The following is a 24,016-nucleotide window of genomic DNA, read 5'->3' as shown; positions in this document are numbered from 1 at the left end:
GAGTTCTTGACGCAGACACTTTCAACTAAATTGCGTCAGAGAACTTGTCGACTGCCCAGGGGATGGTCAATGGGTTCGGCATGCTCATTGCATTGCCCACGTTTTCGTCCATCCAGCGGACCTTGCCTTCGCGAACAACGTCCAGCTTGCTGAATGTTGGATCCTTCTTCAAGGTATCGGCGGCACCCTGATAATCAAGGACGAAGAGGTAATCGACATTGTTGAGGTCACTGTAGTTCTCAGGTGCGATGTCGCGGTAGAACTCGCCACCGTTACCTTCAAGCTCCTTCGGGATCTCGAAGCCCAGACTCTTGATAAACTGCCCACGACCGTCACCGGAGGTGTACAGGCCGATCTTTCCCTGATAAGGCATGACGATAGCCGCACGCTTGCCTTTGAGCTCAGGGTGCTGCTGTTGGAAATCATCGAAGGCCTTCTGTGTCTCTTCGACAAGCTTGTCGCCTTCTTCTTGCTTGTCTACAGCGCCGGCGATCTGGTTGACCTGATCCCGCCATGGGATCTGCCAGTCCGTGGCACCGTCTGGCTTAACGGTGGTTGGGGCGATGTCATTAAGCGCCTTCTTCGCCTGCGCGTCTACGGCAGAGTTCACCGCAATGATCTTGTCCGGATCAGCGGCGGAGATCTTCTCCAGGATTTCAGCAGTGAATCCATTGGCAGTACCGTAAACCACTTCAAGCTTGTTGTCGCCGAGCTTTTCGGTAGCCCATGGGCCGACGCCAGACGCATCAACATCTCCCTCAGCACCCCAGGGCGCTACGAGGACTGGTTGGATGCCAAGGGCAAGCAAGGTATCGCTGTCTCCCAGGCCAACTGCGGCGATGCGCTCGTCCCCGGTGTCCTCATTTTTTGACGCCGCCGCGTCATCGCCTCGGGAGCAACCAGACAGAACAAGAGTGGATGCTGCCAAGACAGCGGCGGTCTTCAGTGCCGCTCGACGGGTCAGCGAATTGTTTCGAAACATGTGGAAGCCTAACGTGTAAGGAACTCTTTGAAGCGCTGTAAAGTACCCGTAGCCCCAAAGGGCTGATGGCCTCTTTCAGCTACGGTGGATTCAGCACTCGCGTCCATCTTACACAGGTTAGGCTAACCACACAAAAGGCTGCCCTAAGTTAATTATTTTGGGGGATGTGTGGCCGCCGATATGGAGGCAGCTCAGCCGCTAGGGGCCAGCCGACAGGGGGCACTTTAGAAACGGTTTAGCAAACCACCAAACGTCCGCCGCTCCTCCACACGCTTCGCCCGAGACAAATGTCCTGAGGTTCGCCCGACCACCGGCAGTTACCTACCTCCCCTCCCCACCTCGAACAGCTGGGCACTCCACCCCACAGCCTGCTGCGAACGCGCTACCGCACCCACGGCAGCCAGGTGCTTCGCAATCACACGGGCCGTGGGCAGCTGCGATCCATACAGAACGAGGCGTGATAAATCTTCCTCGTAGTCATGATCCTCGGCCCCGCTTTCCTGCAACACTGGGGTCACCAGGAACAGCTGCGCCCCAAAACGTAGTACGGCAGCTACCAGCTGTTGCAGCTCTATAGCTGGCCAACGCCGCCACGGATCAACCAGCACCACAGCATCTACCTGCTCACACAAAGTAGCCACTGTGCCAGCCCAATCCGCCCGGCGCACATCCTCACCGCTACGCCCAACCGTTGGAGCGTGCAGTGCACTATAGCGAGCACGATCCCGGCGGCGTGGAGCAATATCGCGCAGCATAACCTCCTCTGCGCTAGCCCCAGGCTCCGTCATCGCTGCAGTTGTTGCGCCTACTGAAATCCTTGCGTCATCTTCTGCCTCCGAAAACGACCCCAACACCACGGCGTTGGCCTGCGGTATCTTACGTAGAATCTCATCCGCATACACCGCCGCGGCCGGACCTCCCACCGCGCACCGAAGCGAGCCAGCATCCTGTCGCGCTAGTAGCTTGCTGCTCAGAATCTCCGCTGCGGCCGGGGCCGACCACTGAGCGCTGGAGGCCGCCTGTTCGTGTTCCTCCACGGCCAGTTGTGGCTGGGTTTGCACAATGTAGTCCCAGCGGTGCTCGCCCGTATCAGCCGGATTCTGCAGTGCCTGCCCTAGCTGGCCAAGTGCTGCGGTCTTGGCGGCTGCCGGCCCGGCAATCCAATCCCTTACTGGAGAATCCGGGTTTGCTAACTCGCTGCCCAGCGCAGTGAGGCCGATTCGAACCGCCCGTTGGTCCGCCACATCCTCCGCTGAGCTATCCAGTGCTGCATCCGCCGACAAAGTCACTAACCCCACTGCCTCCAGGTAACGCGCAATCCGGAGAGCCAGCTCCTGCTGCAGGCCAGTTGCTGCGGCCAGTTGATCCACTCGATCCGCGCCCTCATCAATCAGGCCAAAAATCCCCAACCCTACGGCTTGGCGCACCAGAATCGCCGACCCCATTTCGGTGAGTTCATGCAGCTCAATCACCGCATTACGGTGGCTCGTCACAGCCCCTGTCTCCGCCCCCTCACTGTCGCCCTGCGTAGCCGTCGCCCCTGCTTCCGATTGTGCCGGTGCCATTGCGCGCCAGTACCCCGTAATCTCCACGTTTTCCCGCGGAATCCCCAGAGCTCGAACCCAGCGTCGGATCGCCTTCAATCGCCCGGCCTCTCCCGCAGCCCATACATAGGGCATCGCGGCGGGCTCGGCCGCCCACTCTGGGTGTTCTCCGTACAACTCGGTAGCTTTCGCCACGAAGTCCCCGCCCTCGTCTCGCACCTGCCAGTGAATGTCCACCTGTGCTTCGAACTCCAGTCGCTGGACATGTGCCCGCGTGGCAACCTCAATAATCGCCACTGCCCTATACCCGGCGGGCAAAGACTCTATACAGCGAGCAATCGCCGGCAGCGCCGTCTCGTCGCCCACCATCAGTAGCCACGGAGTGTGGGTGGGCAGCGCTGCGCAAGACTTCGGCCCTGCGATATACAGGGGATCTCCCGGTCGAGCTCGTACGGACCAGTCCTCGGCCAGGCCTTGGCCATGCCGCGCGAAGTCTACGACGAGGCGGCCCTGGGAGGCGTCGAATGAACGGACGGTATATGTCCGAAACAGATCTTTGACCTCCTCTTGCCATAGCACCGTCGCGTCCTCCCGTGTGATGGGGTGAGGGCGCTCCCCGGTGGCCGGGTCTGGGAAGATGATGCGGATATCGTCGTCGAAACCATCGCTGACTAGCGGTGGTGCGTCTACGCCGAACGCACTATGGGCGCGTAGTTGTTCGCCCGTCAGAGTAATGCGACGCATCCCTGGTGTGATGTCCTCGATGTCATCGACCTGCAGTTCGCGGATCGTAATGGGGTAGATTTCCCTGTCTCGGCTATTCCTCGCCATGGTCATTCCTTTCTCGTTTCTGGGTTGGCGGTGTGCGGTGAGTCGGTGTGTAGCGGGTCAGTGCGCAGGGTCGGCATGCGCAGGGTCGATACCTGTCGCCTCGGGTGCTGGCCGGTCAGCCGAACTCTTGTCCAGCAGCCGCGGTGCCCATTGCTGGAAAACGTTCTTCCAGCCATCGGCTTTCACCAGCTGCGCGTGCGTAAGTTCAAGCTCGCTCACCTGCACCGGATACGCCCCCGGACGGCGCCTCCACGCAGCAGCCGGATCCCACTGCCCGTGTGCCACATCACTGTTGTTTTGCGTTGCCACCACTAGCTCGACCCGGCCTTCGTAGCTGGTGGGTGCTGCTGTGTGTAGCAACTGCATGCAGAAACGGATGTTGCTTTCTATATCGACGCCCACAGTACCCAATTCGTGTGACATCCCATCGGCACGCGCAATTGCCCGAACGTCGTAGTCACCAAAGGCTGTCCTGCCATCGGGCGTGCCCGGCGGCAAGGAATGCGTACCGGAGCTGGGGCTGCTGCCGCTGGGGTAGGCGTCAAGAATTCCTAAGAACCGCACCTCATAGCCCCGGCGCTGCAACGCGGCAGCGATGTTTTCAGCCACCACGCCACCGAAGGAGTAGCCCACCAACGTGAAGGGTCCTTCTTGTTGCTCGGCCAGGATCTGTTCGGTGTAGAGCTCCGCTAGCTCGGCCAGTGTTTCCACCTGGGGTAGCGGGGACGGTAGTTCGATCAGGCGGGTGTCGAACTCAGTGTCCGCCAGAAGGCTGGCCAGCGGGGCGAAGGCCAAGCCATGTCCGCCGATCGGATGGAGGCACCACACCGGGCGGCGTTGCGAATGCTCTGCAGTCTGTAAGCGCTGGGATTGCTGCGGCTTCGGCGGCTGCTTAGCCTTCATAGCTCCACCAGTGCCCTGCCCCAGCCGTTCCGCGATGGCTGCCGGAGTACCAGCATCCACAATGTCCTGGATCTTCAACTGCATGCCCTGCTTGCGCAGCACACCCATCAAACGCATGGCCAGCAGGGAGTCACCACCGGAGGTGAAGAAGTTCTCTTCGGGGCCGATCGGGTTGCCTAGCAAGCTCTCCATGGCGGCCTGCACCTGGGCGCATACGGGGTTGTCCTCAGAAAGCTCCCGGTTACCAGTATTGCACCTATCCGCTTCCTCTACTTCGCTGTGCCCATCTACTTCTATTTGCCCGTCCGCTGGCTCCTCAAACTCGCCGCGCTCCGGAAGCAACTCCACCAACCGGAGATCCCTACCGGTGGCGGCGTCGCACAGTGCATTGAGGAATGTGCCGAACCACCTCGCGGCGGCGTCAGGAAGAATGCGTTCCACCACATCCGGACGGTGCACCAGCGTAATCTCCAAAACGTCCCCGGGCGGGCACACGACAGTCAGCGGGTAATGCGTGCGACCGCTGGTGCGCAGCCCCTGGATGCGCAGGCACGACTCGGAGGTCTCCACTGTGTGTGGACCGCTCGGTGCACCGAAGTGTGCGTGATGGTCGTACACCACCGCGGTGTCGAACAACGGTGCACTTCCCACCAGGGTCTCGATCTCCTGTAGCGGCGTGGTCTGGTTCTCGCTGATCAGCGCCATGGTATCTGCCACCTGTCGCACGGTATGGCGCAGCGTGTGCCCCGGTTCGAGTTGTACGTGCAACGGGAGTGTGGTGATGAACATGCCCACCGCACTAGCCATTCGCGGCTGCTCCGCGGACCGGCCGGAAAGAGTCACCCCCGTAGTCACTCGGCGCCCACCATGCAGCGCAGCCAGCGTGAGCAACCATGCGGTTTGTACCAGTACACTGGGTGTGGTTCCTAGGCTCGCCGCGGCGGTTGCCACCCGCCCATCTGTGTCGCGGTGCAGTACGTGCGGCACCTCTGGGGCTTCTGTTGTGCTCTTTTTACTTGACGCCACCGGCCGCAAGCCAGCAATCACACCTCCGTGCTCGCCTGTGCGGCTGGCCTCATGGGGCTGATCGGTGCCGGTGAAAATCTGTTGCCAGGCGCGGTGTTCCCGCTCCAGTTGTTCGGCGCTGCGTTGGCACAGGCTTCGGGCAAATTCCGCGAAGGAGGGCGCGGGGTCCAGATCCTCGCCGCTTAGCAGTCGCTGCAAATCCTGCAGCATCACGGCGGTGGACCAGCCATCGGTGAGGACGTGATGGCTGCCCAGCACAAGTGTGGCAGGGCGGTTGGTTTCTAGTCGGTTACTCTCTGGCAACAGCACCAGGTCTGCGGTGACTAGCGGGCCGGATTCCAGGTCCACGGCGCGGTGGCCACGCAACTCCCGTAGCTGTTCCACGAACGCATGCGCTGCAGCCGGTGAGAAGTCTCTGCAATCGTGGATTGTCCAGGGCAGATCGAGCCGCTCCGGAATCAGCATCAGCGGGAGGTCGCTGCAATCGAACACGGCGCGCAGTGCTGCGTGGCGGCGCAGAATTGCCCGCATCGACTGGTGGATAAGCTCTGGGGAGGCCACACCAGTAAGGTCCACGGCGGCGGCAATAACGTAGCGGTCGGTTCCGGCCAATCCGTGGAACAGCAGCCCCTGCTGGGAAGCAGTAGCCGGGACAATGTCTTCCAGGGGACCGTGGGCGGCTTCCAGGGAGCGCAGATGAGCAACGCTGAGGGTCGGTGTGGGCTGGTTGGTTGAGCTGTGGCCTAGCCGAGGGTTCGTCGGCTGTGTATCGAATGCCCGGTAGTCGCTAGGTAGTGCTTGGCGCAGTACCAACCGATCCGCGACCAGCAGGTCCCGCGCCGCACGCTGTAGCTGTTCGTGCAGTTTCTCCAGCACGGTCGGGGATGCATCCCTGAGTGCTGCCAGGTCCGCCACGTATTCCACGTCTGCGCCGTCCGAGGTGAGGAAGACATTTATCGTCAGAGCCTCCGTCATCCGCCGGTCGTCGGATTCCAACACGCCGAAGCTCTCCTCCGGCTGGGCATCCAGAACATTAATCACCACACGACGGTTTGGAGGGCACGAAGCTGGATCCCACGGCTGAGCCTGCGACTCGGCCTCGCGCCCAGCGCGAACCCACGCTGCCATAAACCTCGGAGAATTGGCGGATGAATGAACGGAGGCACCGTCAGCCCTCGCAGAGAAAGCCCAACGCTCCTCCGTAGTGAACCAACCGATCAGCTCCATGCAATCCACCGCGCTACCGGTGCTGCCATAGTCACCAGAACGAGTGGCACCGGTGCCGCCATCGCGGCCGTGCCCTTCCACCACCAGCTGAAGCTCGGTCAAACCTACGGCCTGCAGCGCTTGCGCTAACAATGACACCACCACGACCTGTCGGTCTGTTCGAAAACGCTGCGCCAGCTCGGCACTCATCGCCGCAGCATCCGGCATCGCAATTTTTCGCCACATCATCGTGGCCTGCCCCCGTGGGCATAGCAGTTTCTCCGGCAACTCCGGCAAGACCGACAGCTCCGCCGATCCCGGTGGCACGTTCTGCACGGCCTGGTGCTCCACGGCACGCTGCATCCCGTGGGCGCGCAGGAGGCCGGTGAGCGCGGGAAGCTTCACGTTGGCGTCAATTAATACAGCATTCCACTCGCGCTGCAGGTTCGGCCAGGACAGCGCATCGATCGCCAGGTGGTGCACCATCACCAGCGCGCCTTCCCTGCACAGTCCGACCTGCCACATCACTCCACCATCGGGGGCTATGCCGGCGGCCAGCTGCTCCACCGGATCTGGGCCGTCCGGCGCAAGCTCCACCACAATCTCCTCGGCGTTAGCCAGTGGCACACGCGGGATCAGCTGCACTACGTTGTCCCAGTCCAGCAACATCCGCAGGCTCGCATGCCGGCGCTGAAGCACCTCCACCGCGCGTAGCACATCGGCTTGGCCGCACCCGGGTGGCATATCTAGCCACCGGTACATCACGTGGCGACGCATCGCATGCACGGTGGGCGCAGCTGCAATCTGCGTGCGTGCCACCGGACTCCACGGCAATACACCCCAATCCAGCCATTGATTGTCCCCATTATTGGATCTCGAATTACCCCCCTTGCCCAGGTCTTCACCAGAACTAAGGAAGGTCGGGCGCGCAGCCTGCGAAACCTGGGGAGCCTGCGGATTCTGCGGAGGACGGAAGTCTAATGGGATCTGCGCTAACGCAATGCCGCCCATTAGGTCCTTCGGCTGCAACAGCAGCCCCTGCTGACGTGCGCGAGAGGCCACATGAAGAGCAGCAATACTCTCCCCTCCCAAACTGATGAAGTCCTGATCAGGATCAGTCTGCTGCGGCGGTAGATGGAGAACATCACACACCGTGCGATGCAGCAGGAGGTGGGCAGGGTCGAGCGGCGCAAGCGGGTCGTTTTTACCGCTTGTAGTTGCGTTACCTGCGCTAGAGACCTCCACGGGTTCGGTCGCCTCGGGAGCTGCGGTATCCTCCTTCGCACCAGCGGTCGGCGGCTGCAGTCCGTATCCGGCGATGGCCTCCCGGTCGATCTTGCCGGAGGTGGTGGTGGGCAGCGCTCGCACTGGATGGATGCGCCGGGGGATCGCCGCGGCGGGTAAAGCAGCTTGCAACTGGTGCCGGATAGCGGTCAGATCTGAAGCGTCCATGGGCCAATCCCCTACCACCGCAGCAACCAACACAGTGGCCTGCCCACTGCGATTCAGTGGTGCCACGGCGCAGTGCCGCACGCCGTTCACGCTGGCTAGTACAGCTTCCACTTCGGCCAGCTCCACGCGCTGCCCATTGATCTCGACTTGCTCATCGGCACGCCCCAGAAACTGGTAGCCCCGCCCAGGAATCCATCGTGCCCGATCCCCGGTGCGGTAAATGCGCTCCGGAGCCCGACGCGGGTCGATGCGAACGTCCTCCTTGAACGCCGCATCGGTGGCCTCCGGAAGGCCACGGTAGCCGAGTGCCAGCTGTGGACCGGCTAGAACCAGTTCGCCTACTTCTTGGTCTCCTACCAGCTGCAGGGCGTTATCCACCAGGTAGGCACGCATACCGGCAACGGGCCGCCCCAGGTGTGCCACGCCCGGCTCCACTCGGGCCAAAAGGGCATCTACAGTGCTTTCGGTGGGGCCATAGGCATTGACGACCTCCAGGCCGGTGGCCGCCAGGTGATCCCACAGCTCAGCGGGCAGCTCTTCGCCACCCAAAACCACTAACTGCAGGCTCGGTACTTTCTCCAATAACTGCGCGGCCAACAACGCCTTCATCATGGAGGGAGTCGTATCCACCACATTGATCTGCTGTGTAGCGAAGTGTTCCACCAGCTTATCTGCATCCCCAGTGGCCTGTTCTGGGTAGAGGTGCACGTCGTGGCCCGCCAGCAGCCACAGCAACTGGTCGAATGCTGCATCGAAACTGAAAGACGCCGTATGCGCCACCACCGCGTGCGGCCTGTCGTACAATCCGCTGCGGTGTTGGGCAAACAGAGAGCTAATGGCACGGCGGGGAACCTCCACGCCCTTGGGCTTGCCGGTGGATCCAGAAGTATAGATCAGGTAGGCCAATTGCTCCGGGTCTGGACAGGCTGCCGATTCCGCGGACCGTTCTACGACGTTCTCCTCCGAGGTGGTACTGCCCAAGGCTAGGGCGTAGCGGATGGCCGCCGCATCCACACTAGCTACCGGTTCAGCGTTCGCATGGATTTGCTCACGGCGCTGGGCAGGACTGGTGGGATCGATATAGACGAAGGGCACACCCGCGGCGAAAGCGGCTAGCACAGCAAGGGCCAATTCGCGCCCCCGCTCCATCTCGAGAGCGAGCACTGGTCGCGCCCTATCTTGCTCGGTGACTTGTTCCGCCTGGCGCCACCTGTCGCTTCCCAGAACCTCACGGCGAAAGTAACTAGCCAGGCGATGTACTGCAGCGTGGAGATCCTTGCTGTTCAGCACTGCAGCGCCCAGTATCTCGCGATCCAACATCTCAGTTCCGGGCTCGGTATCCCAGCCATCGGCAGTGTGAAACACCAGATGTGCCTGTGTGTGGTTTCGCAGCGTGGACAAAGCGGTGCTCAGAGCGTCCTGCGATCGGCTATTTTCGGCCACTTCGACACCTTGGGCGCGCCGCTGCTCTAACATTTCCACGCGCCGTCTCTGGCTATGCAGTGGCAGCTCCCCGATCTTTCGGGATGTGTCTTCAAGCGCCTGACACGTGAACTCCCGCAGTGCCTCCAACCGAGCCCGCGCATGCTCGGCACTCACGCGGGCCGGATCCGTCTCAAAAGCCATGTCCAGTCCGCCATCCTCGGCCGGGGTGAGCACCAATCCCAAATCCTCCGGCGGCCCACCCGCCACATTGCGCAACCGCCCCGGAACCCCCGCGAAATCCGCCCGGGTGGTGAAGGCCTTAGCATTCACTCCCACTCCGTGTAGCACGTCAGCCACCCGGGAGTCCCCCGTGATCTGCGGTAGGCTCTCTCCACGCAGTCGCTGGTGGGCCAGTAGACCATGCAGCGACTCCACCGCATGGTGTAGATACTCCTGCACCGTTTGTTGATTGTCGACGTTGACTCGCAGTGGCAGCACATTGACGGCCATTGCAGGCGTGCGGAGCTCTCGCGTATGCGAGCGTGCCATCACGGGCACAGCCAGGAATTGTTCGCTGGTCGAGCGTGGAGCCAACAGACGGTGAACAAACGCCCCGTACAGTGCGATCATGAGCTCTACCCACGTAATCTGCTCATCAGTAGCGGCTTTCGTGGCCTTCTCCATGATCTCCGGCCCCAGGCGCATGGTGGTGGTGATTGTGGTTTGCCCTGTGCCTTCTGCCTTTGTGGCCGTATTCATCGTGGCGCGCTCAGCAACTTCCGGAAGCTGTGCGAGTACGGACGTCCAATACTGTTTATCCCGGGTATGCTCCGCGGATTCGCGGTACTCCTGATCCAGCGCCACCAGTTCGGACAGCGAAGCTGCCCGGAATGGACGAGCCTGCTTTCCTGCCACGCGAGCGGTATAAATCTGACTAAGGCGACGCGTGAGCAGGGAAGCCGAGAAGCCATCGACAATAAGGTGATGATAAAGCTGGACAACCCAGGTCTCGGTGACGTCGAGAAGAATAATGACATAACGACACAACGGTTGATCCACCATGGTGCGCATCGTCTCGGCACATTCGGCGCGTAGCGCATCTACCCAGGCTTCCGCGCTGCGCTGGGGATCCGCGGCGTGCCGCACGTCGATCACGCGGTCGACCCCGGGGCCTTCCTGTACCACGGATTGTTGCGGGGTAAGGCCATCCGTCGTGACGCGCACGCGCAATGTCTCAGCTTCCTGTTGCAGCTGTGCGATGGAGTGCTGCAGAGTTTCCAGCTCGATGTGCCCTGGCCCCAGGTGCAGTACCTCACCAACCACGTAGTAGGGCGATTCGGGGTTGAGTTTTTGGGCGTTCCAGACACCGTATTGAGCGCTCGTTAACGGCAGCGTAGAAGACAAGTCAAGTTCCTTGTGAGTCGGCGGGCGGCAGCGGGGAGGCGAGTGAGAGAACAAGAAAGGGCATAAGAAAACACCCCACGCTGCCACACCGGGCGACACATTCGCGAGGGGTGCTGGAGAAAAAGAGACTAAGAGATCTCTTTCAAGGTAGGCTTGACCTGCTCCAATACCCATGCACGGGACAGGGCGGTCGGCGTGTTCAGGCCAGCAACCACAGCCTCGTTACCCGCCAGGGTGGCGCCGGACTTGACCTGCGGCAGGTCTGAGTAGCCCGGGATCTTCTCCACCTCCGCGATGTCACCGGTGCGGTTATAGATCACCATGAAGTCCGCAGCCAGGGCGGAGACGTTTTCTGGCGACAGAGTCACGCGCCCCTGCTGTACCTCGATTGAGCCGTCGGTCAGAGATTCCGGGAACTTCATACCCAGGTCGTAGATAAAGGAGGCTCCTGGATCCTTCGGGTCGGCCACAGCTCCAAAGGATCCCTGAGCGAACTGGGAGACCACACCGGTCTTACCCTCGATATTCGGCAGCTCGGACTTCGCATCGGAGAAGACTTTCTCATCCTGGTCGATGACTTCTTGAGCTTTATCTTCCTTGTTGAAGATCTTGCCGAGCTCCTTCAACTGCGACTTCCAGCTGATCCCCTCACCCTCGGTGCCAATACCACCCAGAGTGGGCGCGATCTCGGAGAGCTGTGTGTAGTTATCCTCGGAGATCGTCCAGTAGTCCCCGACGATGAAATCCGGAGCAGCGGCGGCGATCTCTTCCTTCGGCAGAGTCTTGAAATCGGTCTGCTTGATAATCTCCACGCCATCCAACTTGCCGTCGCGCCACGGGGCATTCATGTCCTTAGCAGACACCACCACGGCGGAGGGCTTGATGCCCATAGCCAGCAGGTTGTCGATGGCTGGACCAATGGCAACGACGCGCTCGGGGTTTACGGGGTATGTGTCTTCCCCCCAGGCGTGCTTGATGTTGACTTCGGAGGCATTATCGCCGGAATTCGCTGCGGAGTTTGCGCCTGAGGAAGTATTTTCCGCCTTGTCATCTGCATCGGAGCTGCAGGCTCCCAACACCAGGGTAGTGGAGAGCACGGCGATGCTGAGCGCACGGACAACGTTTGAGTTCTTCATTCTGAATGGGTTTCCATTTCACTAAACAAACAAGATTAGGTAAGGCTACCATCACCAAGGGTAGGCTAACAAGGGTAATCTGAGACTTTTTAACTTAATTTGGATCGGGGAGGGCACGACGATCCAGCTTCCCATTACTACTCAGCGGCAATGCCTGCAGAGCCACTACACGGCTGGGAACCATGTACTCCGGTACTGATTCGCGCAGCACAGCAGCCACCTCCGTAGGCGGTAGTACCACTGCTTCCTGATCCCACACCACATAGCCCACCAGCACTGGTGAATCCTCGCCAACGACACGACTGGCCGCCTGCCGCACACCAGGAACCCGTCGCAGCGCCGCATCTACCTCTCCCAACTCCACTCGGTTGCCCCGGATCTTCACCTGGTCACCCACCCGACCTACGAATTCCAGCAACCCCACCTGGTTCCATCGTGCTAGATCTCCGGTGCAGTACATTCGGCCGCCATCAACCTGTGGGTACCAACTGGGCACAAAAGATTGTGCCGTTAGCTCCGGGCGGCGCCAATAGCCAGTAGCCACCTGCACCCCGGCAATGCAGAGCTCACCCACCTGGCCAGGATCGGTAACCTCTTTCCCATCCTCAGCGCGCAGATAACAGCTCACATTGTCTTGAGGCAGACCCAACAGCGACGGTTGCCGACCATCCCCCGCGCTGGATCCCGCCAGCTCAGCCAGCAATTCCTCGGTATATTCAACCCACAGCACATCCATCGCAGCCTCCGTGGGCCCATAAAGTCCATGCACCCGGCAACCGATCTGTCGCAGGCACCGTTCTGCCAGCGCACTGGGCACAGCCTCGCCACCTAGCAGCAGATGCTTGAGCCCAGCCAACCTTTCCAGAGGCTCACCCATGTCGTCCATGACATCCAACAGCGTGCCGAGCATACTCGGCACCATCGACAGCACACTGACCTGGTAATCCACCAGCAAATCCAAAAAGCCATCGATATCCCCCATCCACCACTGTGAATCGGGCATCACCACCGTTCCACCATTAGCCAGGGGGTTCAGGATCTCCGCGATACCCACATCAAACACCGCCGGCGCCTTCTGCAGCACACGAAGTTCCTCGCCAGGCCCCACGATCCGGGCGCTCCATTCCAAATGGCAGGCTACGCCACGGTGAGTATTCACCACCGCCTTCGGCCGCCCGGTCGAACCTGAGGTGAACGTGATGTAACAGGGATCCTCCGGGCAAATGTCCGTGTTCACCTCCAACAGCGCACCGCTCACCTGCAGCGAGCCACCCGATCCATCTATATTTTCGCGGTCACACTCTGCGCCACCAATCCACACTTCAGCGGCGCAAGCTTCGGCGACGACTCGGCGCAGCTCCTGTTCCGCAGACTGCTCCACACCGAGCAACATCACCAGCTCCGGCTGAAGATCTTCCAGCTGCCAACGCAAACGCTCTGTTGGAGAATCCACCTCCAATGGACAATAGACTGCGCCCGAGTGAAGAATCCCTGCCACCATTACCGGTAGCCGAGTATCCCGGCGCGCCAGTACCGCGATCCGGTCCCCTCTACCCAGCCCGCGGCTGCTAATACTGCCGGCCACTCGCCTGGCACCTCTAGCCAGTTCTGGCCAAGTAATGGCCCCAGCAGGCCCCGTAACCGCTAGCCGTGGGCTATCTACCCCACACTCCTGGACTGCCGCACAAATCATCGCATCCACCGTGGCATAGCGCTGCTTCACTCGGCGGCCATGAGGCCGCGGTGCTGGAAATGCACTCATGAACGCACCTCCGCCCGAACCCCAGCCTGCACCCCAGCCCGCATGCCAGCCTGCACATCGGCGGCATTATCGCCCAGGCCGTCCCCTACACCGAGCCCAGCTACTACCCGATCGGAAAGCTCGCCCAGGCAGCTCAGGTTCGCAAACCCCGGCCCCTGGCGCATACCTGCCAGTGCCGGAACAAACAGGTGCGGAACCAATCCCTCCACTGCCAGATCTGCCCCAATACTGGCCTCCCAGGCCGGAACGGAGCTCAGTGCTGCATCGGACTGGTTGCCTAGTGCGCGCTCCAGGAGGAGGCGCACCTGTGGCGTCATCACATCACAGAACCACAAGGGCCTACCACCGCGAGCGTCAATGACGAGATCGCACAGCTCGGTGTAGGAGCCACACACTTCATCATCAATATGCACCCGCAGTCGAAAATCAGCGTCCGGCGAGCTCGCCAGCTCCACACGGCGGACAACGCCACGGCGATGTGCCACGCGATCATCGGAATCTAACACCTGCTGCACCCGCACAGAAAGCACCCCACGGTCGGTTCTGCGGATGAAGTCTCTACGCGCTGCTTCGCTGAGTGTCACCCATTTGCGCGGATCTGTATACAACTCGTTTTCGAATTGACTCTCCCCACGACTGAACATCGTGGCCAGGGGCGATACGGCCAGAGCTTCCTCAATATTGAGGTGAATTAGCTGGTCCAACACGGAAGCTGCAGATTCCCCAGTACCGATCACCACAACACGAGGGACCTCGGGGAGGCTTCCACGCGCCTTGAGATCCCAAAATTCTGCCACAGAGAGCACACCCGGAACATCCGAAATTTTGCCGTCGCTACGGCCAGGGCCGGTAACGAGCACACTATCGGCCTCCAGAGTGAACTCGGCGCCACGTGTGTCCTCGGCAGTGAGGCGCCACCGGCAGGGCTGGGAGGCAGTGCCGGTGGCCGTGCCCGTAGGGCTAGTGGCACTACTTTCAGTGGTCACGTCGAGTAGCCGCACCGTTGCTGGAACCACCCGCATTCCCATCTTTTGCGCCGCCCACTCCAGGTAGCTAGCCCACAGGTAGTGCGGTGGGTTGGGGTGGCCACGGTCGATCCAAGAGGCATAACGATCCGACTCCGTAAGGAAGCGCACCCAGCTAAGCCCCAGCATGCTCCGGTCCACGGCCTCGTTGAGCTCGCCCGCGATGCGCGTGCGGTAGGGAAATCCCAGATCTTTATCGGGCGAGGTTCCCAGCAACTGCCGCCCGTCCGTCCACCCACCGCAAGGCTTCCAATTACCGCCAATGCCGTGCGGATCCAGCACGGTTACTTCCGGGGTTGGAACGCCCAGGCTGCGCAGAGCGTGGAGTTTCGCCTGAACGGCTAGCGCTTTTGGCCCCGCTCCGATGATCGCCAATGATTTCAACTTACCATTCCCTTACCAAGTGAAGGCTTACCTTACACATAGACGGTAGTATGCTTACCCATGATTGACAATGACCCCCAGCAACAGCCTGAGTCACTGCTCACAGGAAGCCCCCAACCCCGCCCGGAGGAAATACTGCCCCGGTTGCGCCACGACATCCCGACAGCGGATTTCCTCCCTTCCCCGCCACCGTTACCGCAGATGAACCCTCCCTTTTCCCTACGCCCTGCGGACCCAGATCCCGAATCTTCCGATGCCGATCTGGTGGCCGAGTGGATGTCCCGCCCTCACTTGCGCGAGACGTGGGAACAACCCTGGCCAGCCGAACGCTGGCGCCAGGACTGGGTCGCAAAAACTCACACCACCTACGCTCGCGCCGCAATACTGTCCTATTCGATACCCCGCTCCCCCCACATCCGGGCTGCAAAGGAAGCCACGAGGGGCGATGCCTCCGCAGCTCCTACACCGTCTGACGAGAATGACGCCACAACCCCGGTGGGGTACGTGGAAATCTATCGCCCGCACCGGGACGAGATTGGCAGCAGCTATCTCTCTCAACCCCACGACCTGGGAGCCCATATCGCAATCGGCAAGCCAGAACTGACTGGCCATGGGATCTTCTCTTCTTTTCTGAGCAAGCTGGCCGCAGCACTGCTAGAGCAAGACCCGCAGTGCCAGCTGGTGCTTGGCGAGCCGGACTATCGCAACACCCGCACGCACCGGGCGCTGGCCAAGGCCAGTTTCCAAGATTTCGGCGAGCGACAGCAGCGGGCAGACCGGCGCGTACGGTTGTTCGGCTTAACACGGCCTAGCGCAGGGCGTGAGCCGCAACAGCGATTGGAGGCCACGCCATGAGTGTGCGCACCAGCCGCCTACTGGGTCTGGGGGTACTACTCCTACTGGTCGTCAGTGGCACGATCTGCAGTTTCCTGTACGGCGCCCGTTCCATCCCCGCAGAGGACGTGTGGGCTGCACTTCGGGATCTCCCGGCTACCAGTAGCTCCCCGGAGGAGGTTCCAGTCAACCAACGCGTGGTCGCCGAGCTGCGCCTGCCACGCACCATATTGGCCATTATCGTGGGCGCGGCACTAGGCGTAGCCGGCGCCCTAATCCAGGGACATACCCGCAATCCCCTGGCGGATCCGGGGATACTGGGAATCAGTTCCGGCGCGGCACTGAGCGTGGTGGCCAGCTACGCCCTGTTGGGCATCAGCGCGCCTTGGGCGACTGCGGTGGTTGCCTTCCTTGGTGCAATCGCAGCGACGGCGCTGGTCTTCGGCCTAGCTTCCGCGGGCAGAGCCACGGTAAATCCCCTGACCCTCGTGCTGGGCGGAGCCGCGCTGTCGGCAGTGCTAAGTGCCATCACGAGCGCCTTCGTTCTCACAAGTGAAAACAACCTGGATAGGATGCGCTTCTGGGCCGTCGGTTCCCTAGCGGGCCGGGATATGAACATCGCGCTCAGCGTCTTGCCGTTTGTGGTTCTGGGGTTGATCCTGGCCTTTGCCACGGGCCCGCAGCTGAACATCCTAAATCTGGGCGACGACGTGGCTGCTGGCTTAGGTATCAACACTGCGGCCGCGCGACTAGGTGGCATGGGCATCATCGCACTGCTGGCAGGTGCAGCCACTGCCGCTGCAGGACCGCTGGGCTTCATCGGCCTGGTGGTACCCCATATCGTCCGAGCTCTCACCGGCCCGGATTACAAGTGGATTCTGCCGTACTCCGCGCTAGCCGGTGCAGCACTACTTCTTTACGCGGACGTGGTGGGGCGCCTCATCGCCCGGCCCGGCGAGCTCCAGGTGGGCATTGTGCTGGCGTTCGTGGGTGCACCGTTCTTCATCGTCTTGATTTACCGAAAGAAGGTGGCGACGCTCTGATGGGGCTCAACAAGACTTCGCGCAATAGGCTCACCGCTACCGAGCGGGTTCCAGGCCGTCCGGCATTCAGGGTCGGGCCAATCTCCTTCGTTTGGCGCCCACGAGTGCTGCTTGTATGCCTCATTGCCGCGGCCCTTATCGTTTTCTTGGGAGCATTTTCCATTGGACTAGGTGATTTCCCCATCTCCGTTTCCCGAGTGCTGGAGGTTGTCTTCCGCGGGGATGGAAACCGCGTGGAAAGGCTAGTGGTCCTGGACTGGCGCATGCCCCGTGTGGCAACCGCCATCGCGGTCGGCAGTGCTTTGGGGCTTTCTGGCGCGCTAACTCAGACAGTCACCCGCAACGCACTGGCCAGCCCGGATATCCTTGGTATCACCACGGGCGCCTCAGCCATGGCCGTGACGGTCATCGTCCTCGGCGGTGGCAGCGGATTTCTCAGCTGGCTGTCCGGAATCGGAATCCCTCTGGCCGCACTACTAGGGGCGATACTCAGCGCTACAGCGATCTGGGCACTGGCGTGGCGGCGCCAGGCGGATTCCTACCGACTAGTGCTCTTTGGCATCATCATCACCGCGCTGCTCAGTTCCTACATCAATTTCCTTATGATCCGCTCGGAGCTACGGAATGCTACCCAAGCGCAGTTCTGGCTCACAGGCTCCTTGGCCACAGCGGGCTGGAATACCACCATCCCGATGGTGATTCTGGTGATCGCGTGCTGTCCCCTACTGGCCTGGATCGGCTACCAGGCGCTGGCCACCACTTTGGGACCCGATCTGGCTCGGGCACTCGGCCAGCGGGTCAACGGCGTACAGGTCGCGATGCTGGCGCTGGCCGTGGCCCTAGCTGCGGTAGCAGTCTCCGCCGCCGGCCCCATCGGCTTCGTCGCCTTCGTAGCACCCCAGGTGGCCCTTCGAATGTGCGGCGTACCCACCCCACCGCTTGCGGCTTCGGCGCTCACCGGTGCAGTACTGCTGCTGGGGGCGGACATCGTCACCCAAGCGATTCTGCCGGTGGAACTTCCGGTGGGCATTGTGACCTCCGCCCTAGGTGGCATCTTCCTCATCTATCTGCTCGTTCAACGCACTAGGAGCACAGACGCATGACCTCTTCCACACCCCAGCCAAATACAGCACAGCACAACACGGCACTACCAAATACAGCACAGCCAAGCGACACCAGCGGCGTAGTTGCGTCCTCGATCACGGTGGGCTACGGCGAGCGCACCATCATCCGCGACCTTAGCGCCACGTTCCCGGCGGGCAAGATTACTACCATCGTGGGGCCCAACGGCTGCGGTAAGTCCACATTGCTGCGTGCCATGTCCGGCCTACTTGACCTCAATACGGGAACCGTTCGTGTGAATAACCAGGACATCACGGCCATGAAACGCAAGGAGGTCGCCCGACTATTGGGCGTACTTCCCCAATCGCCCGTGGCCCCAGAGGGCCTGCTGGTCTCCGATCTGGTGGCTCGCGGGCGGCACCCACACCAGGCGTGGTTCCGGCAATGGTCTTCCACGGACGAAGGGGCGGTACTCGAGGCCCTGGAGCAAACAGATTCCAAGGATCTTGCTAACCGCACGCTGGATGAACTCTCTGGCGGCCAGCGCCAGCGCGTGTGGATTTCCATGGTGTTGACGCAGAACACCGACATCCTTTTCCTCGACGAGCCGACCACCTACTTAGACCTGGCGACTTCCGTGGACATCTTGGAACTGGTTGAGGACCTGTGCCAACGGCTTGGCCGCACCGTGGTTATGGTGCTGCACGATCTAAATCTTGCGGTGCGTTATTCCGATTATCTAGTGGTCATGAATGAAGGCCAGGTGATGGCCTCCGGTTCGCCTTCGGAGATCATTACTGCAGAGCTACTGCAGCGGGCTTTCGACCTGCGAGCACGGGTGATCGAAGATCCGGAGACTGGCGACCCGCTCATCATCCCTCTCAAGAAATCCAAAAATAACACCCTTGATTAGCCTAACCTAAGTCGATTACAGTGTCCGCTATGGATTTCAACATTCCTCCGCACCTAGCCACACGGCAGCCAACCGAGTCGCCGCCGGAGCAAGCGCAACTACAACAAACGGTGATCGTGACAGGTGCTGCTGGAGGCATCGGCCGCGAGTGTGTGCGCCTGCTACGACAGAACGATCACACCGTGATCGGCTGGGATCTACCGGAAGTAGACATCACCTCTTCAAACCCGACTGACCCACGCAGCGTGGAAAGCCACCTGTCGAAAGCACTGGCAGCTCACGGGCACATTGATGCACTCATCCACTGCGCGGGAACCTTAATCCCAGATAGCGCACTGACGGGCCCCACGGCAGTTGACACAGTTGACACAGTCTCGGGTATCGGTACGGACCCCGACGAGACCGGAGCCTGGGAAAACAACTTCGCTGTCAACGTCACCGGCTTAGCCCGCACATGCTCCGCAATCGCCCAGCACATGGTGGATCGCGGCACTGGAGCAATTGTGGCAGTGACTTCCAATGCAGCAGCACAGCCCCGGGCACGCATGGCCTCCTATGGAGCTTCCAAAGCGGCAGCGACTGCCTGGTTGAAAACTCTGGCGCTAGAGTGCGCCCCACACGGGGTGCGCTGCAACAGCGTATCCCCTGGTTCCACAGACACCGCGATGCTACGCACCAGCTGGCACGGCGAGGATCGAGCCGCGCAGACCCTTGCCGGTGTACCGGAGGACTACCGGTTAGGCATCCCCTTACAACGCATCGCGCAGCCAGAAGATATCGCGGCAGCATGCCTCTTTCTTATCTCCCCTGCAGCCTGCCACATCACCATGCACGACCTCCGTGTTGATGGTGGCGCCACCCTAGATGCCTAGCCTCTGTACCCCACCAGCCCAACGAAAGGTTATCTCTATGGCGATTCCACCCATTTCGCCCTATCCCATCCCCACTCCATCCACCACACTGCCCGCCGATTGTCCGGCGAGATCCTGGGCCCTGGAGCCCGCACGCGCAGCACTGCTGGTGCACGACATGCAGAAGTACTTCCTAGCTGCCTATGACTGGAACAAAGAACCGCTACACTCGGCGCTCGCCAACATCGCGCGCCTCATCACCACGGCGGATCAGCTGGGTATTCCTGTGTTCTATTCCGCCCAGCCGCCGCAACAGCACCCCACCCGACGAGGGCTCTTAAGCGATATGTGGGGACAAGGTTTACAAACAGCCGAGGAAGCGTCGATCATCAAAGAGTTGGCGCCAGGCAAGCATCACCAGATACTCACGAAGTGGCGCTATTCCGCATTCGAGCGCACGGACCTTTACCAGTCGCTGGCTTTCGCTCGGCGGGATCAGCTAATTATCACCGGGGTATATGGCCACATGGGCTGCAAGGTCACCGCGGTGGATGCGTTTATGAAGGACATTCAGCCGTTTGTGATCACGGACGGAATTGCGGATTTCACGGCACAGGACCACCAGGAAACGATTGATTGGGTAGCCAAGCGCTGTGGAAGAAGCCTGGATACGGCCAGCGCGCTGAAACAGCTGGAGGTGCACGATGGTCCGCCCAGTGGGGAGGCTAGTGGCCCACCCAGCTTTGCCATGAGCGACAGCGACCAGACTCTGACAACCTGCGGCGTCAAAACTCGTTATGGCACGGTAGAGCAAGCCGCCGCAGCACTTCGTAGGGCGGCGGAGGCAGGACGGGAAGACGTCGTGGTGGGAGCGCTGCCCTTCGATCCAGACACAGCACCGGTATTGCTGGCCCCCGAGAGCTTTCAGCGGCACGCGGGAGCTCCGCGTTGGAAGACGGCTCCATTGGTTCCCGACGTGGTGGACATCTCACAACGCCCCAGCCTGCAAGAGCATGGCCGGCGGGTTAGCCGTGCCGTGGAGGCGATTGGGCGTGGCGAGTTTCAAAAGGTGGTGCTTTCCCGCGAGGAGGAGTACACGCTGGCTAGCCCTGTGGAGCCGGAAGCCCTGCTACGAGGGTTCATGGAAACCTCCGCCACGGGGCACGGGCACCTGGTAGCTACGACTAACGGCCCCGAAGAAGCTTTCTTCGTGGGATCTAGCCCGGAGCTACTGATCCGCAAGGAAGGCGCGCGGATTGTTTCCCACCCGCTGGCCGGAACTATCGCTCGATCGGAGGACCCGGTGACGGACTGGGCGCGGGCAATTGAGCTCACGCTCTCCCACAAAGACATCGCCGAGCACCGCTTCGTGACCACGGCCATCCGGAAGGTTCTTGAACCCCTGTGTACTCAGCTACACGTTCCGGAATTACCCACGCTGACCGCCACGTCGCACACCTGGCACCTAGGAACCCATATCGAAGGCACGTTGCGGAACCCTGATACCTCCGTTCTGGAGTTGGCTGCGTTGCTACACCCCACTCCGGCAGTCAATGGAGCACCGTCCGCTGCTGCGTTGGACTTTTTGCGCCAGCAGGAGCCGGAGCGGGGTCTGTACGGCGGCGCCATCGGATACGCAGATTCCCACGGCGATGGCGAGTGGCGGGTAGCTATCCGAAGTGCCACGGTTCAAGGCTCCCAAGTGTCTGCCCGAGCCGGCGGCGGAATCGTTGCCGAATCCCAGCCAGACCAGGAGATCGAGGAAACCAACTTCAAACTCGGTCCGGTGCGTGCGCTGTTGGGACTGGCCGCAAAGGGAGATACAGAAGGCACCGCGCAGCTCCCGTCAGCACACATAGCGCCCAATCCCGAGCCCCACCTCAGCCCGCTTAACGGAAGCCACGGCCCAGAGGTACTGGCCAACCACATGCCCCGTACCCTCGCGCAGGAATACCACCGCCAGGGAATATGGACCCACCACACCCACTGGGATGTCTTCCAACAAACGGTTGCCACCTTTCCCAATCGACCCGCCACGACGGACCGCCACCGCAGCCTGTCCTGGCACGAACTAGACAACAGCGTCGAGACCGCCGCCCACTACCTTCACCAAGCCGGAGTACGCCGGGGCGATGGCTGCATCCTGCAGCTTCCCAATAGTGTGGTGTTCCTCGAAACTCTCTTGGCATTATGGAAGCTCGGCGCCATTCCCATCTTCGCCTTGCCTGACCTCGGCTCCACGGAGGTGCGCCACTTCGCCAGCCACGCGCCAGCACGCTTCTACATCAGCACGTCGCGCCCCGATCGGCACCTTGCGGGCGTCCACGCCACGCTACAAGAGCCGCTGGACGATGGCCGCACTGTTCGAGCGATCCTCATCGACGAGACCGCCGAATCTCCCTGGGCTACCGAATCAACGGGGCACTCGGAGGCTGCAAACGAAGAGTCACCCGCCCCTCCAACCGCCGATGTTGAAGCAGACGAGCTTGCGTTCCTGCAGCTCTCCGGTGGCACGACCGGCCTACCGAAGCTAATCCCGCGAACCCATGCGGATTATCTCTATTCGATCCGTTGTGCGCTGCAAGCCTGTGACTTGGAGACGGAATCTTGCCTGCTCGTCGCTTTGCCCGCGGCGCATAACTTCACTCTCAGCTCGCCGGGAATTCTGGGTGCGCTGCTGCGCGGAGCGCACATCGTTTTCGCCAATTCACCGATGCCCAGCGATCTGCTGCCTGCCATTGACCACCACGGTGCGACTCACCTCGCCCTGGTACCTCCGGCGGTACTGGGCATTCTCAACGCACCGGCCCGCGATCGCCACGACCTACGCACTCTGCGCACGCTATGGGTGGGTGGGGCGAAGCTATCTGCCGAGGTGGCCCGCCGCATCCGGCCGGAACTCGACTGCCAACTGCAACAGGTTTTCGGCATGGCTGAGGGACTCGTAAACTTCACACCGTTAAACGCCTCGACCGAGGAAATAATCAATACACAGGGTCGCCCCATGAGCAGCCACGATGAGATTTGCATTGTTGATGACGCCACGCTCCCCCTCCCAGAAGGCCACCCCGGACACCTACTCACCCGCGGGCCGTACACGATCCGGGGCTATCACCGTGCTGAAGAGATCAACTCTAGGGCATTCACCGAAGATGGCTTTTACATTACTGGCGACATCGTCACCGTCGACGATAGTGCTCTGACGGTTGTCGGCCGGGCAAAGGATCAGATCAACCGCGGTGGGGAAAAGGTGGCTCCGGAAGCAGTCGAAAACGCGTTGCTCAGCCATCCGGATATCCACGATGTTTCGGTGGTTGGCACTCCGGACGACAATCTGGGCGAAGCCATCACGGCCTATGTGATCCTGAGGGATGGGGTGGATGATCTAACGCCACTTGCTGTCCGGAAGCATGCTCGGGCTGCCGGTATCGCGCGGTTCGCAGTACCGGACCACGTGCACATCGTGGAGGAGTTCCCCACCACCGGGGTGGGCAAAGTGAATAAACGAATCCAACAGAACAACGCAGATAGCACGGCCGAACGGAAGATTGAGGTAGCGAACTAATGGAACCAATCACTGAAGACCAGTTGCGCGGATGTGTAGCCGAGACGATGAAGATGGAGCCAGCGGAGATCGAGGTTTCCGAGGAACTCTATGACCAGGGTATGAACTCTCTGCAGCTAGTTACGGTTCTCACTTGGCTGCAGGAGAAAGGCTACGATGTGAGCTTCGCCGACTTAGCGGAGGATACTCGGCTGACGGCCTGGATCGAACTGCTGGATAGTTAAGCTAGATGTGGGTCTAGGCGGGCAACAGGCTGACACCCGAACAGATGCAGGTGGGTGTGGCATGACTCGGTCACGTGTACACGCGGACGCACCGTGAGGGTCTCCACTCGCCATGGTCCACCCTCCAAACCTCACCCGTGCCTCCACTCTCCACGCTCAACGCTGCACTTTCCACGGGTCATCCGGGACAAATGTCCTAAACGCCCCGAAGTTAGACCCCCACGCCGGCAGTTACCTACCTCCGCTACACCCCAACAGCATTTGTCCCCTGCGAGGGCGTTAGCAAGAAACGAAAAAGACCCCTACCACAGCAAAGTTGAACTAGCCCCCGAAAGTTGGACTAGTTTAATTCTAGGCGGTGAGGGGTTCAAGGGTCTGATTCCGATATTGCATCGGGGTCAGGCCCTTTAGTCGTTGTTGGATGCGTTCGGTGTTGTACCACCT

General features: G+C 61.1%; 14 protein-coding genes. 7 read left to right on the top strand and 7 right to left on the bottom strand.

The features are described from left to right. Positions 1-25: 25 nt before the first annotated feature. The 6 genes from ACUY2T_RS06305 to ACUY2T_RS06280 form a co-directional block, all read right to left on the bottom strand. A complete protein-coding gene (locus ACUY2T_RS06305; protein ID WP_448307982.1) occupies positions 26-982 on the bottom strand; it encodes an iron-siderophore ABC transporter substrate-binding protein in 957 nt (318 codons plus the stop codon). Between the two features lie 317 nt (positions 983-1,299). Continuing rightward, on the bottom strand, positions 1,300-3,357 hold the full coding sequence (locus ACUY2T_RS06300) for an SIP domain-containing protein (RefSeq protein ID WP_434828071.1): 2,058 nt from the start codon (positions 3,355-3,357) through the stop codon (positions 1,300-1,302). 57 nt (positions 3,358-3,414) lie between these two features. Further along, positions 3,415-10,773, bottom strand: a complete 7,359-nt coding sequence (locus ACUY2T_RS06295; RefSeq protein ID WP_448307981.1) for a condensation domain-containing protein — start codon at positions 10,771-10,773, stop codon at positions 3,415-3,417. 128 nt (positions 10,774-10,901) lie between these two features. Further along, positions 10,902-11,909 (bottom strand): ABC transporter substrate-binding protein, encoded by a 1,008-nt coding sequence (locus tag ACUY2T_RS06290; RefSeq protein WP_034984980.1) that lies wholly within the window; start codon positions 11,907-11,909, stop codon positions 10,902-10,904. A gap of 94 nt (positions 11,910-12,003) precedes the next feature. Further along, positions 12,004-13,671, bottom strand: a complete 1,668-nt coding sequence (locus ACUY2T_RS06285) for an amino acid adenylation domain-containing protein (RefSeq protein WP_011274151.1) — start codon at positions 13,669-13,671, stop codon at positions 12,004-12,006. Beyond that, positions 13,668-15,071 carry a SidA/IucD/PvdA family monooxygenase gene (locus ACUY2T_RS06280; protein WP_293791609.1) on the bottom strand — a complete coding sequence of 468 codons (1,404 nt, stop codon included), beginning with the start codon at positions 15,069-15,071 and terminating at the stop codon, positions 13,668-13,670. Before ACUY2T_RS06280 ends, ACUY2T_RS06285 begins: the two co-directional genes overlap by 4 nt. A 69-nt stretch (positions 15,072-15,140) precedes the next feature. Between ACUY2T_RS06280 and ACUY2T_RS06275 the strand changes: the two genes are divergently transcribed. Genes ACUY2T_RS06275 through ACUY2T_RS06245 form a run of 7 tightly spaced genes read left to right on the top strand, consistent with a single transcriptional unit; the run spans position 15,141 to position 23,572 of the window. Continuing rightward, positions 15,141-15,935 (top strand): GNAT family N-acetyltransferase, encoded by a 795-nt coding sequence (locus tag ACUY2T_RS06275; RefSeq protein ID WP_448307980.1) that lies wholly within the window; start codon positions 15,141-15,143, stop codon positions 15,933-15,935. After that, complete coding sequence (locus tag ACUY2T_RS06270) at positions 15,932-16,957, top strand: FecCD family ABC transporter permease (RefSeq protein WP_448307979.1); 1,026 nt, start codon at positions 15,932-15,934, stop codon at positions 16,955-16,957. Before ACUY2T_RS06275 ends, ACUY2T_RS06270 begins: the two co-directional genes overlap by 4 nt. Then, positions 16,957-18,060 carry a FecCD family ABC transporter permease gene (locus tag ACUY2T_RS06265; protein ID WP_011274155.1) on the top strand — a complete coding sequence of 368 codons (1,104 nt, stop codon included), beginning with the start codon at positions 16,957-16,959 and terminating at the stop codon, positions 18,058-18,060. Before ACUY2T_RS06270 ends, ACUY2T_RS06265 begins: the two co-directional genes overlap by 1 nt. Beyond that, complete coding sequence (locus ACUY2T_RS06260) at positions 18,057-18,932, top strand: ABC transporter ATP-binding protein (RefSeq protein ID WP_011274156.1); 876 nt, start codon at positions 18,057-18,059, stop codon at positions 18,930-18,932. The genes ACUY2T_RS06265 and ACUY2T_RS06260 overlap by 4 nt, the downstream gene beginning before the upstream one ends. A 29-nt stretch (positions 18,933-18,961) precedes the next feature. Further along, positions 18,962-19,804 (top strand): 2,3-dihydro-2,3-dihydroxybenzoate dehydrogenase, encoded by an 843-nt coding sequence (locus ACUY2T_RS06255; protein WP_049780521.1) that lies wholly within the window; start codon positions 18,962-18,964, stop codon positions 19,802-19,804. A 37-nt stretch (positions 19,805-19,841) separates the two neighbouring features. Next, positions 19,842-23,348 (top strand): isochorismate synthase, encoded by a 3,507-nt coding sequence (locus tag ACUY2T_RS06250; protein ID WP_448307978.1) that lies wholly within the window; start codon positions 19,842-19,844, stop codon positions 23,346-23,348. Next, entirely contained in the window at positions 23,348-23,572 is a 225-nt protein-coding gene (locus tag ACUY2T_RS06245) for a phosphopantetheine-binding protein (RefSeq protein WP_034984987.1), read from the top strand. Before ACUY2T_RS06250 ends, ACUY2T_RS06245 begins: the two co-directional genes overlap by 1 nt. Positions 23,573-23,923: 351 nt before the next feature. Here ACUY2T_RS06245 and ACUY2T_RS06240 read toward each other — a convergent pair. Next, positions 23,924-24,016, bottom strand: a 93-nt coding sequence (locus ACUY2T_RS06240) for an IS3 family transposase (protein WP_448307600.1), incomplete at its 5' end; no start/stop codon positions are given.

Source organism: Corynebacterium sp. 22-2729, from assembly GCF_053479475.1.
Note: the sequence above shows the minus strand (reverse complement) of the source record. Positions and strands in the feature narration are given on the sequence as shown.